At 39.2% G+C, this 12140-nt stretch carries 13 protein-coding genes; 12 read left to right on the top strand and 1 reads right to left on the bottom strand.

Features of this window, described 5'->3' with window-relative positions; translation table 11 throughout:
- The first annotated feature begins 1 nt into the window (after nt 1).
- The 4 genes from RGQ13_RS15185 (at nt 2) to rpoS (ending at nt 3094) form a co-directional block, all read left to right on the top strand.
- The gene (locus RGQ13_RS15185) at nt 2–652 is read left to right on the top strand and encodes a protein-L-isoaspartate(D-aspartate) O-methyltransferase (RefSeq protein ID WP_348393414.1); all 651 of its coding nucleotides are present in this window, start codon (nt 2–4) and stop codon (nt 650–652) included.
- On the top strand, nt 649–1227 hold the full coding sequence (locus RGQ13_RS15180) for a YqaA family protein (protein WP_348390587.1): 579 nt from the start codon (nt 649–651) through the stop codon (nt 1225–1227). The genes RGQ13_RS15185 and RGQ13_RS15180 overlap by 4 nt, the downstream gene beginning before the upstream one ends.
- A gap of 61 nt (nt 1228–1288) precedes the next feature.
- Nucleotides 1289–2098: a peptidoglycan DD-metalloendopeptidase family protein gene (locus RGQ13_RS15175; protein ID WP_348390586.1), complete on the top strand. Its 810-nt coding sequence runs from the start codon at nt 1289–1291 to the stop codon at nt 2096–2098.
- A 69-nt stretch (nt 2099–2167) separates the two neighbouring features.
- The gene (gene rpoS / locus RGQ13_RS15170; protein ID WP_348390585.1) at nt 2168–3094 is read left to right on the top strand and encodes an RNA polymerase sigma factor RpoS; all 927 of its coding nucleotides are present in this window, start codon (nt 2168–2170) and stop codon (nt 3092–3094) included.
- A 71-nt stretch (nt 3095–3165) separates the two neighbouring features.
- Here rpoS and mutS read toward each other — a convergent pair whose 3' ends face one another.
- Entirely contained in the window at nt 3166–5694 is a 2529-nt protein-coding gene (gene mutS / locus RGQ13_RS15165; protein ID WP_348393413.1) for a DNA mismatch repair protein MutS, read from the bottom strand.
- A gap of 272 nt (nt 5695–5966) precedes the next feature.
- On the opposite strand from mutS, the gene RGQ13_RS15160 reads away from it, so the two are divergent.
- From RGQ13_RS15160 to RGQ13_RS15130, 8 genes are all read left to right on the top strand, one after another.
- On the top strand, nt 5967–7241 hold the full coding sequence (locus tag RGQ13_RS15160; protein WP_348390584.1) for a tyrosine-type recombinase/integrase: 1275 nt from the start codon (nt 5967–5969) through the stop codon (nt 7239–7241).
- Nucleotides 7241–7810 carry a hypothetical protein gene (locus RGQ13_RS15155; RefSeq protein WP_348390583.1) on the top strand — a complete coding sequence of 190 codons (570 nt, stop codon included), beginning with the start codon at nt 7241–7243 and terminating at the stop codon, nt 7808–7810. The genes RGQ13_RS15160 and RGQ13_RS15155 overlap by 1 nt, the downstream gene beginning before the upstream one ends.
- A gap of 70 nt (nt 7811–7880) precedes the next feature.
- A complete protein-coding gene (locus RGQ13_RS20175; RefSeq protein WP_405054140.1) occupies nt 7881–8093 on the top strand; it encodes a helix-turn-helix domain-containing protein in 213 nt (70 codons plus the stop codon).
- A gap of 117 nt (nt 8094–8210) precedes the next feature.
- Nucleotides 8211–9023: an HNH endonuclease signature motif containing protein gene (locus RGQ13_RS15150; protein ID WP_348390582.1), complete on the top strand. Its 813-nt coding sequence runs from the start codon at nt 8211–8213 to the stop codon at nt 9021–9023.
- A 112-nt stretch (nt 9024–9135) separates the two neighbouring features.
- The gene (locus RGQ13_RS15145; protein WP_348390581.1) at nt 9136–9990 is read left to right on the top strand and encodes a helix-turn-helix transcriptional regulator; all 855 of its coding nucleotides are present in this window, start codon (nt 9136–9138) and stop codon (nt 9988–9990) included.
- Nucleotides 9991–10048: 58 nt separating this feature from the next.
- Complete coding sequence (locus tag RGQ13_RS15140; RefSeq protein WP_348390580.1) at nt 10049–10582, top strand: terminase small subunit; 534 nt, start codon at nt 10049–10051, stop codon at nt 10580–10582.
- A 281-nt stretch (nt 10583–10863) separates the two neighbouring features.
- Entirely contained in the window at nt 10864–11301 is a 438-nt protein-coding gene (locus RGQ13_RS15135) for a hypothetical protein (RefSeq protein ID WP_348390579.1), read from the top strand.
- Between the two features lie 123 nt (nt 11302–11424).
- On the top strand, nt 11425–12087 hold the full coding sequence (locus RGQ13_RS15130; protein WP_348390578.1) for a hypothetical protein: 663 nt from the start codon (nt 11425–11427) through the stop codon (nt 12085–12087).
- Nucleotides 12088–12140 lie beyond the last annotated feature (53 nt).

Below are 12140 nucleotides of genomic sequence, written 5' to 3'. Positions count from 1 at the left end.
TATGACACAACGAATTAGCGGTAAATCTCAACGTAGCGGTGAGATTCTCGCTCAGCAATTATACAATTCTGGCATACGAAATAACGCTGTACTTCATGCTATTGCGAATAGTCCAAGACATATATTTGTACCTGAAATATTAGCCCATAAGGCTTATGACAATACTGCATTGCCTATTGGGCAAGGGCAAACTATTTCACAACCTTATATTGTTGCCAAAATGACCGAGCTTATTTTAGAGCAGCAAGGTAATGAAAATGTATTAGAAATAGGTACAGGATCAGGTTATCAAACATCGATTTTGGCACAATTGTTCGGCAAAGTTTATTCGGTTGAACGCATAAAAACATTACAATGGCAGGCAAAGCGTCGTTTGCAAAAAATTGATTTACACAATGTGTCAATGAAACATGGTGATGGTTGGAAAGGCTGGGCAAGTAAGGGTCCTTATAAAGCGATTATTGTTACCGCTGCCGCCAGTGAAATACCAACAGAGTTGCTCAACCAATTGAGCGATGGTGGTAAGCTAATCATTCCTGTGGGAGAGCAAGCTCAGGTATTAAAACTAATCACTAGGCAAGGTGATAACTTTATTAAACAAAGAATTGAAGCGGTAAAATTTGTTCCTCTTGTTCCAGGCGATTTGTTATGAAGATTTTTACACCGTTGTATAATTGGACCATGCGTTGGGCCGAGCATAAATTCGCGCCAGCCATCCTTGCAATATTAACCTTTGCTGAATCTGTGTTTTTTCCAATTCCTCCTGACGTGTTACTTGCCCCTATGGTGCTGTCTAAGCCAGAAAGAGCATGGAAATTAGCAACACTTACAACCGTTTCATCGGTAATTGGTGGTGTAGTCGGATATTTACTAGGTTATCTATTGTTTGAACCGCTTATTCAACCAATTTTAATTGACTTTAATTACATGGATAAATTTAACCATGCGATGGATTGGTTTAAAGAATATGGGGTTTGGGTGGTATTTATTGCTGGCTTTTCACCGATCCCTTATAAAGTTTTTACTTTAAGCGCAGGTTTCCTGCAAATGTTGTTTATTCCGTTTTTAATTGCGTCAACCGTTGGCAGAGGTTTACGCTTCTTTTTAGTTGCTGGTTTGATCAAAGCGGGTGGCAAGCCAATGGAGATTAAGATAAGAGAAAGCGTCGATTTGATTGGTTGGGTTATTGTGTTTCTAATCGTCGCATTATACTTTGTTATTAATTAAAAAATATTAGTTTTCAATGGGATACTTTAACTTAAAGAGCAAAAGGATATATTTATTGTTCATGGTATTATCAACCATGACAATGTTGCTCAGCTGTGCCGATAGAACGAGACCAGCTCCTGTTGTGAACCTTTCAGGCTCTTTAGTAACAACACCAACCAATAAAAATACTTTGACCGGCAATCAACACAAAGTTAAATCTGGAGAAACTTTGTATTCGATTGCTTGGCGTTCAGGTAAAGATGTAAGAACAATAGCGCAACTAAATCGCTTGCCTGCTCCCTATAAAATTTATCCAGGGCAAATATTAAAATTACAGGGAAAAGTGCATAAAACCACTAGCTCAAGCTCAACCACAAGTAAATCAAATGTTAAAACTAGTCAAAAAGAGCAAAAAAGTAGTCTAAAAGTTGTTGCAAATCAAAAAACACAAGAGTATGGTGAATCTAGTGCTGGGAATTTCACTGATGTAAAAGTACCTTCCCTCACTCAGAAAGTGAAGCGCTGGATATGGCCTGTAAATGGTCGAGTAATATCAAGTTTTTCAAATTCCCCACAGGGCAATAAGGGGATCGACATTAGCGGTAATAAAGGGAAACCTATAAAAGCCGCTGCCGATGGGCTTATTGTTTATGCGGGAAATGCGTTACGAGGTTATGGCAATCTAATAATAATAAAGCACAATGATGACTATCTAAGTGCATATGCTCATAACGATACACTGCGGGTTAAAGAACAACAAACCATTAAAGCAGGAACCGTAATAGCAACAATGGGCAACACTGGTACCGATAAAACCATGTTGCACTTTGAGATTCGATTTAGGGGCAAGTCGGTAAATCCACAACGGTATTTACCGAGAAATAAATAATCAGCTAATAAGAGGCGAGTGAAAAAGTGAAAGTGTAATAATAAAACCGGTTAGTATTGGGAGATATCAATGGTAAAAGTTAAAGAACCTGCAGTTGTAGCATCAAAAGTATCTGCAGACAGTGAAAAAAATGGAAAAAAAACTGTAGAAGAATCTTCATCAAATTTAGATGCCACACAAATGTATCTAGGTGAGATTGGCTCTTCACCCCTTTTAACTGCTAAAGAAGAAGTATATTTTTCGCGTAAAGCGCTGAAAGGTTGCGAGGCATCTAGAGCACGAATGATAGAAAGTAACCTGAGACTGGTTGTTAAGATTGCACGAAGATACAATAATCGCGGCCTGCCATTATTAGATTTAATCGAAGAAGGTAACCTAGGACTGATTCGCGCGGTTGAAAAATTTGACCCTGAACGTGGTTTCCGTTTCTCTACCTATGCAACTTGGTGGATCCGTCAAACAATTGAACGGGCTATCATGAATCAAACCCGTACCATTCGCCTACCTATTCATGTAGTTAAAGAACTTAATGTATATTTGCGTGCTGCACGTGAACTTATTCAAAAGCTTGATCATGAACCTACAGCTGAAGAAATAGCAACAAAATTAGACGTACCTGTAGCTGACGTGAGTAAAATGCTGAAACTTAATGAGCGTATTACTTCTGTTGATACACCATTTGGTGGTGAATCAGATAAAGCGTTATTAGATGTTATTGCTGATGAAAAAAGCCAAGGTCCAGAATCTGACTTACAAGATAACGATATTAAGCAAAATATTGTGCATTGGTTAAACGAATTAAATTCAAAACAACGTGAAGTGTTAGCAAGGCGTTTTGGTTTAATGGGTTATGAACCGGCAACACTTGAAGATGTAGGCCATGAAATTGGTTTGACCCGTGAACGAGTTAGACAAATTCAAGTAGAAGCGTTAAAGCGCTTACGCGATATATTATCTACCCAAAACCTATCGATTGAAGCGTTATTCCAGGCCTAATAAACCACTACGTTATATTCATAATAAAAGCCAACTTTATAAAAGTTGGCTTCTTTATTTACGAAACAGAATTATACTTTATTTTTCAACTCGAATAACAATTCCATCGCTTGTCTTGGCGTAATATCATCAATGTTAAGTGCTTTTAATTGCTTAATCATTGGATGTTCCTCAACAAACATACCTTGTTGTAACTCAATCGCTTGCTGATTTGTTATCACAGTTGCAGGTGCTTGCAATTCAAGCTCCTGCAGGCGTTGTTTTGCTCGTTTAATCACTGTTTTAGGTACACCTGCTAGTTGCGCTACTTGTAAACCGAAACTCTTACTGGCTGCACCTTCTTGTACAGCATGCATGAAAATAATTGTGTCATCATGCTCCATTGCATCAAGATGAATATTCGCCAGTGTGTCTAGTTGTTCAGCTAACTCGGTAAGTTCAAAATAATGACTGGCAAATAAGGTAAATGCTTTGCTGTTTATCGCTAAGTATTCTGCGCAGGCCCAAGCCAATGATAATCCATCATAAGTGCTTGTGCCGCGACCTATCTCATCAAGTAACACTAATGACTGTTCAGTAGCATTATGTAGGATATTAGCCGTTTCGGTCATTTCTACCATGAATGTTGAGCGGCCACTAGCTAAATCATCAGAAGCACCTATACGAGTGAAAATTCTATCGACCAGTCCTATTTCGGCACTGTCTGCTGGAACATAACTACCAACATGAGCTAATAGTGTAATAAGAGCTGTTTGTCTCATGTAAGTTGATTTACCGCCCATATTAGGACCGGTGATAATCAACATTTTTCGATGTTCAGACAATTCTACTGGATTGGCGATAAAAGCGTCTTTTGTGACTTGCTCGACAACTGGATGACGACCTGCATTAATATGTATACCAGGTTTTTTACTTAAAGCCGGCTTATTATAATTTAACGTTAATGCTCGTTCGGCAAAGTTATTCAAAACGTCAAGACTAGCAACAGCTTCAGAGCACTTTTGTAATTGCTCAATAAACGGTGCAAGTTGATCAAACAACTCATCATATAAACGTTTTTCTAAAGCAAGGTAGCGGCTTTGTGCGGTAAGGACTTTCTCTTCATGAGATTTTAACTCTTCAGTAATAAAGCGTTCATTATTTTTAAGGGTCTGCCTGCGGATGTATTCAACAGGCACCTCATTAGACTCTCTACGGCTGATCTCAATATAAAAACCATGAACTCTGTTGTAACCAACTTTTAGTGTGCTTATGCCTGTTTTTTCACGTTCTCGTTGTTCCAATTCAGCTAAAAAATTGCTCGCACCTTGGCTTAAGTTTCTAAGCTCATCCAATTCACTATTGTAACCAGGAGCTAACACTCCACCATCTCTAATAAGTACCGGAGGGTTATCAATAATAGCGTTGGCTAACAATTGATGTAATTGCGGAATAGGGCGGCTTACTTTTGCTAGTTGTTGCATATAAGGCTGAGAATTTAACAATAACAATTGATTAAGCTCTGGTAACAAACCTAACGCGTTACGTAAACGGGCAAAATCCCTTGGTCTGGCACTTCTAAGGGCAATACGAGCAATAATCCGTTCAATATCACCAATGCCCTTAATGGTATCAAAAACATCTCCTTGCATATCTTCAGTAATAATTGCAGAAATCGCATTTTGACGATCTTCTAATGCTTCAATGTTCCTTAGTGGAAAATGCAACCAGCGCTTTAATAGCCTAGATCCCATTGGCGACGCAGTTTTATCAAGAACTGAAGCCAAGGTGTTATCAATTCCGCCAGAAAGATTTTGCGTTAGCTCTAAATTTTTACGAGTTGCTGAATCTAAAATTACTCCTTGGGCATAAGCTTCCGCTTTAATACTTCTGATGTGCGGTAATTCGCTGCGTTGAGTATCTTTAACATATTGTAATAAACAGCCCGCTGCAGCTAAGCCATAATGATAATCATCAACGCCAAAGCCAACGAGTTCTTTGGTTCCAAACTGTTTATTTAATATTTTAACCGCAGTATCTAAATCATACTCCCAGTCAGGACGGCGTCTCTTGCCTTTGATGTGTTCAATTAAATCAAGGTATTCAAAAGATTCAGGATAAAGTAACTCTGCCGGAGCTAGACGTTGTAACTCAGCTTGTAATTGCTCTTCACTATTGGGTTGGCATACTACAAATCGGCCACTACTCATATCTAGGTATGCAATACCAAACTTTTCTTGCATTGCAAAAATAGAAACAAGCAAGTTATCTTGTTTGTCTTCTAATAATGCTTCATCAGAGATAGTACCAGGTGTAACTATTCGTACAACTTTGCGTTCAACGGGTCCTTTGCTTGTAGCGGGATCACCAATTTGTTCGCAGAGAGCCACCGACTCTCCCATATGTACTAATCTGGCAAGATAATTCTCAACAGCATGATAAGGCACACCAGCCATAGGAATCGCATTACCGCCAGTTTTGCCACGGGCGGTGAGGGATATATCTAATAGTTCGGAGGCTTTTTTAGCATCATCAAAAAACAACTCATAAAAGTCGCCCATTCGATAAAACACTAAAATATGTTTAAATTCTGATTTGATTTTTAAATATTGGCGCATCATCGGGGTGTGATTTGGGAAGTCTATTTCATTTTGTACTAGATTTTTATTGGTCACTAGGTTGCTCAGCTCTTTATTTTTGTAGGGTGTGCCCGTATTTGTCACTTGTCTTTTTGTTTTTCTTTGTTTTTCTTTGTTCACCAACGTTCACGCAAATAAACTTTTTTTAGTGTAGGTGCTAGTGTAGGTTTGTATTTGGTGCTAGTATAGGTTGGTCGGTTAAGGAGTGCTGTAACACTCCTAAACCTAAACCACAGATTAAGGTAAGTAATCTCATGGCCGAAAACAATACTAACAGAAAACCATTATCAGCGCTCGCTGTTAAAAACGTAAAATCAGGCTTTTTATCTGACACCCCTCCTAATGGTGGATTACGCATTATTGTGAACAAGTCAGGCTCTAAATCTTGGACTTATCGCTACCGAATGGACAGTAAACTAAAACAAATAAAGCTTGGTAATTACCCGTCTGTTGATTTGAAAGAAGCAAGAATGCTACTTGCTGAAAAGAAGAAGCTTCGCACCGTTGAAAATAAAGACCCGTTAGAAGAAAGAAAGAAACAACGGGCACAAAGAAAGGCTGAACAGGAAGAGAAAGCCAAGCTTGCTTTTACAGTCGAGCAAATGTGCGAGCTTTACTTAACGCGCCATGTTGAGAAGAAGCGAACTACAAAAGGTGCTGATGAAACACGAAGAACGTTGAATAATGATGCCGTTGCTGTTCTTGGACATCTCCCTGCTGCCGATGTAACTCACCGAATGGCATACAACATGATCGATGCCATTGTTGAACGAGGTGCAAGCGTACAAGCAGGTAATGTCTTAAGAGAGTTTTTAGCCGCTTACAACTACTCCATGGGTAAGGGATTGTTTGATGATGACTTTGTTAATCCTTGCTTACAGGCGAAATCAAACTTTAAGTTACAAAAGGTTAAGCTAACAAACACTCGGGGAAAAAGAGTGCTGAATGATGGTGAATTATCCACGCTGCTTAATTGGCTACCAGACTCCAAATTTACTAAAGGACAAAAAGGTGTGTTGATGATGACGTTGCTAACAGGCTGTCGTACTGGTGAAGCCTGTACTTTGAAATGGTCATCACTTGATTATGATAAAGGTATTTGGCATCTAGCTGAAACCAAAACAGGTGTTGAGCGATCTGTTCAGCTATCTACGCAAGCTATCCAATTTTTAAAAGGCATAGATAAAGGAAGTAGTGAGTATGTCTTTACCCAAAGGCTAGGGAAGCCAGTGGAGCAAAAGAAAATCACTGAGCAAATGTGGAGAATGCGCAAAGATGGAACCGACCTAAAGATTAATCGGTGGACACCGCATGACTTACGAAGAACCGTTCGCACCAGCTTATCTAAATTGAAATGCCCTAGCGATATTGCCGAAGCTATATTGGGCCACACCAAAGGTGGCGTACAGGGTGTATACGATCTTTACACTTACGAGGCTGAATGTAAGGAATGGCTGCAAGTATGGTGTGATTATCTTGATACACTTAAAGCTGTTAAGAACGTAGTACCTATGTTGGCGTTGGCATAATGAAGCAATTTAAAGGCTGTGATCGAGAGAAATCTATGTACCTAAAACATTGGGCTACCTTGACCTTTAACTATGAGTCACCAAACCTGGACGAGTTCTTTCCTGATGATTCTTTCAGTTTTGCAACTGCGTTGTTAGCGAAAGGTAACTTACCTCTTGAAGCAGGAAAGGCATATGCCCACGCTGTAATGGAAGCTAGCCAAGAGCTAATAAGAAAGAAAAGAACAGCGCCATTTATTAATCCATCAAAGAAAGCTGGTAACAAGGCTAAGCCTGACGTACTCAGAAGAGTCTTTAAATGTATGCGTTTAATCTCAAGTGGGATGATGGAAAAGGAAGCTTGGGAGTTAGTAGCCAATGAAGATCATCGTTCAGTTGATACCGTGCGATTAGAGTACCAAAAATATATAAAACGTAATGGCGTTCAACAGATCCAAAACGATATTAACTGCTTGATGGCCTTGGTAGTGGCGGAGGGTAAACCAGCAGCCATACGAGAGTTAACATCTATACAAAACATGCATAATCATATTCTTTACTTTGAACATAAACGAAAATCAACTGAATAAAGTAAGAGGACAATAGCGGCTCAATTAAACTCAAAAAATTGAATTTATCTTATCAATTTACCCCCTCATAATGCCCTCAGTGTACAAATACAAACAACATGAGGCCATGATGAACCAATCAATTTTAACCCTAGAAAATGCACGTGCCGAACTTTTAATCAGCCGCACTCACCTTTGGAATTTAATCCGTTCAGGAAAGCTAAAAGCATTTAAAGTTGGCCGCTGTGTCCGCATCACAAGGGGTGAAATAGACCGTTTTATAAGTGCTAATCAAATTAGCTAGCTAATCAGAAAGCAAAAAGGCCGCCAGACAGCGACCTATTTATACAATGCGATGACTAACCGCTTCAATACTACAACGCCATAATAACATCAGAACATGGCGAATAAAAGGCTATCTATGAGTCAAAACCTAATAAGAACTTACGCCGGCGTCGAGAATTTACGTGGGACAGTAAGGCTTCGAGACAAAGCACTATTGCTTATACCAAGTGACAAAGAAATTAAAGCATATAAAGGTGTAAACGGATTACTTTGTTGTGTCATTAAAGAGCGAAAGTATCGCTGGCTAGACGTCGTCTATGCATTGATTTTAGGTCCATTAAGTAAGCAGCAAATGGCCGTGTGTGGTAACTATGAAATTTATGATTGGATTAAGCATCTGCACACAAGAAGGATTAGGGAAGTCGCTGATTATCGAATTGATAAAGTTAAGCCGACCCCACCACTTCTTAGTGCAGAAATAAGGAACAGGTTCGAGTATTTCGATGGGAAATTGTACTCGATAAAAGTTAAAAATGGTTCAGTCAAGAGAACTCGAACAGGACGACAGAAAGATAGTTATTGGTATATACAAATCAAAGGTATTGAGTATCCCGAGCATCAACTTGTATGGATTTACTTTAATGGTGAAATTCCTCTTGGGCTATACGTGGATCATATTTTTGGCAACGGCTTAAACAATAAAATTACAAACTTGCAAGTTATTACTCCGTCGGCAAACAACATAAAAAGGCCATTGCAAACAAATAATTCTAGTGGCTGTGCAGGTGTTAGCTCAAATAAAAAAGGTAGTTATACTGCAAGGTTTTGCGACAAACACCTAGGAAGCTTCCGAAACGAAAATGATGCTATAACCGCATATAACAAAGCTAGAAAAGAGCATGATGACTTTCTAGACTTTCCGTCAATATACGAACCGAAAGGTAAGTGATATTTTTTCGAATACAATTGGCTGGCAAAGCTCAGTGGCTAACACTAAGGCCATTGATGCAACGCTTATCCTATTCGACTTTGCAGTATCGTTTGCATATCTAAGGTCTCACATGAACAACAAAAAAAACACCGAATACAAAGGTCTATGGATACCCAAAACGCTCCTAGCCTATAACGAGTGGCCGCTTGCCCAAAGGTTGATATTTGCTGACTTGGTATCGTTAAGCGAAGCCGTAGATAAGATATTCAAAAGCAATAAAGGCTTTGCTGCACAGCTAGGGATAAATGTTAGAACCGTTGATAGAGCTTTATCAGACCTTGAGGCCAAAGGGTTAATATCAAGAACAACGAAGTACATTCATAGCAAAGGAGGCCGAGAAAGAGTGATATATCTGAACCCAAATAAGGTTAAATTATTCCTTAATAGGCTAGAGACAAAATGTCCTGAGCCCTATAGGCATTTTGTCTCGAGCTCTATAGACAAAATGGCACAAGTAAATAACATTAAAGAAAGAACATTAAGTAAAGAACAAGAACACCGGTCTCAACACAGATTATCATCTGTGGCATCGGTAAATATTATTAGGCAAGCACAAGTGTTAAGCGAGATAACCACAAATTTATTAGGTCATGGGGTTTCTAAAGGTGACATTGAGTTTGCTATTAAGCTATATGAGACTGCGCATAAGTGGTCACTCGATGTCGCTAATGTAAACATTGGTCCTACGCCAAACGATTCCATTATTGAAACATTATCTGCTTTAGATGACTTCATGTATAACTTTGATTCAATGAACGATTTTGTTAAGTATCTTCAATTTAGATACGAAGAGAGAAATGTTGCCCGAAAAAGCAAACAAGTAAACCTAAGCTGGTTCCTAGCCTCAAATACTGAAAACCTAATCGAAGATGAACCGTTTGGGACTAGGGTCCGGGCGGATGCAATTGAAATGTCTCAATTTTAAGCTACAAAGCGATGTATGCGAACTCAATTCAACGAACACAACACAGGGAATAAAACTGATGACCGATTCAATTAACCTGGCAACTAAACTTAACCCAAAACAAAAGTTATTTGCTGAGTTATGCGCCAAGGGTAAAATACAATCCGAGGCATATGAGTTAGCAGGCTATAAATGCGATAACTCAACACAACAAACTATTAATAACGCAGCAAAACGATGTATGCGAAATGTACCCGTTAAGACTTACTACAAGTCATTGCTTGAGAGTTCATCAGCAAAAGCATTCGAAGAGTTAAGTTATACCAAGCAAGATTGGTTACGAAACCAGTTTAAGTTGCTTGAATTGGCGTTTGGCGATGGACAAGTGCATAAAGTTGCATCATTCAATGGTGAATTTATAGAAGCGCAAGTTAAAGAAACAGATTTAGGTGCAGCAATACGAATCCAAGAGCAATTAGGTAAAATGCTGGCCTTGTTTGTTGATAAGTCCGAGATTGGTGGAGCAATGACTATCACCAACTTGATTGCTGAAATATCGAAAGAGGCCGGTGAAAGTACAAACGACTCACCATTGCCAAGGGATGATGATTAATGATGCACTAAGATCAAGTTGAAGAGCCATTACATTGGCTGTGTTCGCTTTAATTATTAGTCTTTTAATGTGGCTACCAATACTATCTGGGGTCATTGACAATACCCTCAATATCAGTAGGATAAGCTTACGTTAGCAGATAGTTAACTTCCACTTAGACTAATCTTGGGTCACTTACTTCAAGCTTGCTGTAGACAAAATAAACTTTGTTGATAGGTGTAATAATTCCGTCTTCCATACATTTTTCCACTTAATAAAACTATTGTACATAAGGAGATAACATGACTGATATAGCAATGATCGGCGCAGCCCTAGGGAGCATAAAAACTGCTGCAGATATAGCTAGGTTAATAAAAAATAGTGGCACTTCCCTTGAAAAGGCAGAAGTAAAATTACAATTTGCTGAATTAATTAGTGCTTTAGCTGATGCAAAAATTGACCTTGCCGATGTGCAAGCACTATTGTTTGATAAAGAGCAAAAAATCACCGAATTGGTTAATCAATTAGCTACAAAAAAAGCAGTGATTTGGGAAAAGCCATATTATTTTGTAAAAGTCGATGATCAAAAGGACGGACCTTTTTGTCAGAAATGCTACGATAAAGAACAACAATTAATTCGGCTACAAGGTGGCGGAACTAAACCATGGAATTGTTTAAGTTGCAGATGTGCAAACCGCGACTTAAATTATAAATCACCAAGGCCAATTAATTACTTATAGCAAGCCTATGTATAAGTTACTCAAACGTATGCTAAACAGTTGGCTCGTGCTCGTTCCTCGGAAAATTTAGCCAACTATTTCGCGCCGCTTAGTAAGGCGTTAGGCCCACAAAAGAATCGAACTATGAAAATATTAACAATAATCGTCGAATTTATTTTGTACACAATGCTTCTTGGTTTGCTTGGACTTCCTCTTGCATTGGTTGTCCTTCATCCCTCCGAAGCAGAACACTTCATTAGATTTTCCGAAACAATGATACCTTGGGGTGTGGTGCTACTTTTATGCGCCATTTTTAGTGACGGTATTCGTAGCGTCATGCATAAACTTGTCGAAGCAATAGGCCGCATCAAAAGTGTCTCCGCAGGTGGGGCAGCAGTAGAGCTTAATCAAAGTACAGGCACACCTGCCACACCAGAGCAGATTGAGGGAATGCGTGCACATATGCAGCAACTTTCTGCGCAAAACCAAGATGCAGCCAACTTAGCCAGTCACTTCTTCTTAAAGTATGTCAGTAACACTATTTTTGGTAGCCAGTTCCGGTTTCTTAAAGCTCTGCAAGATAGTCCACTAACACCTACGCAAGCTGTGGCGTTCTATAACCAATTTGTGGCTAGTGCGCCGGAGGGTACAAACTATCCTTTTGAGTCGTGGGCGGGCTATCTAACTGATAATCTCATGGTAAACTTCGATGCTGCTACGGGGCAGTATCAAGTTACCCCTGCAGCACTAAATGTTATAAATCAGGCTAAAGCAGCAAATTTTAATGACAACATATTTCCGCACTAGGCCTAACAAAACACGCAAGCTGGACAAAGTGCTGCGCACTTCGCTCCTTAGCT

Source organism: Thalassotalea psychrophila (genome assembly GCF_031583595.1).
Classification (GTDB): Bacteria; Pseudomonadota; Gammaproteobacteria; order Enterobacterales; family Alteromonadaceae; genus Thalassotalea_A; species Thalassotalea_A psychrophila.
The sequence above is the reverse complement of the archived record's forward strand: the minus strand, read 5'-3'. Positions and strand labels throughout refer to the sequence as shown.

What these genes read in the sequence shown, in the direction of transcription:
- RGQ13_RS15155 (WP_348390583.1), top strand. Translation starts at nt 7,241, where the DNA reads ATGAAGCAATTTAAAGGCTGTGATCGAGAGAAATCTATGTACCTAAAA.
- RGQ13_RS15130 (WP_348390578.1), top strand. Translation starts at nt 11,425, where the DNA reads ATGAAAATATTAACAATAATCGTCGAATTTATTTTGTACACAATGCTT.
- mutS (WP_348393413.1), bottom strand. Translation starts at nt 5,694, where the DNA reads ATGATGCGCCAATATTTAAAAATCAAATCAGAATTTAAACATATTTTA.
- RGQ13_RS15140 (WP_348390580.1), top strand. Translation starts at nt 10,049, where the DNA reads ATGACCGATTCAATTAACCTGGCAACTAAACTTAACCCAAAACAAAAG.
- RGQ13_RS15145 (WP_348390581.1), top strand. Translation starts at nt 9,136, where the DNA reads ATGAACAACAAAAAAAACACCGAATACAAAGGTCTATGGATACCCAAA.
- RGQ13_RS15150 (WP_348390582.1), top strand. Translation starts at nt 8,211, where the DNA reads ATGAGTCAAAACCTAATAAGAACTTACGCCGGCGTCGAGAATTTACGT.
- RGQ13_RS15160 (WP_348390584.1), top strand. Translation starts at nt 5,967, where the DNA reads ATGGCCGAAAACAATACTAACAGAAAACCATTATCAGCGCTCGCTGTT.
- RGQ13_RS15180 (WP_348390587.1), top strand. Translation starts at nt 649, where the DNA reads ATGAAGATTTTTACACCGTTGTATAATTGGACCATGCGTTGGGCCGAG.
- RGQ13_RS15185 (WP_348393414.1), top strand. Translation starts at nt 2, where the DNA reads ATGACACAACGAATTAGCGGTAAATCTCAACGTAGCGGTGAGATTCTC.
- RGQ13_RS15135 (WP_348390579.1), top strand. Translation starts at nt 10,864, where the DNA reads ATGACTGATATAGCAATGATCGGCGCAGCCCTAGGGAGCATAAAAACT.
- rpoS (WP_348390585.1), top strand. Translation starts at nt 2,168, where the DNA reads ATGGTAAAAGTTAAAGAACCTGCAGTTGTAGCATCAAAAGTATCTGCA.
- RGQ13_RS15175 (WP_348390586.1), top strand. Translation starts at nt 1,289, where the DNA reads ATGGTATTATCAACCATGACAATGTTGCTCAGCTGTGCCGATAGAACG.
- RGQ13_RS20175 (WP_405054140.1), top strand. Translation starts at nt 7,881, where the DNA reads ATGCCCTCAGTGTACAAATACAAACAACATGAGGCCATGATGAACCAA.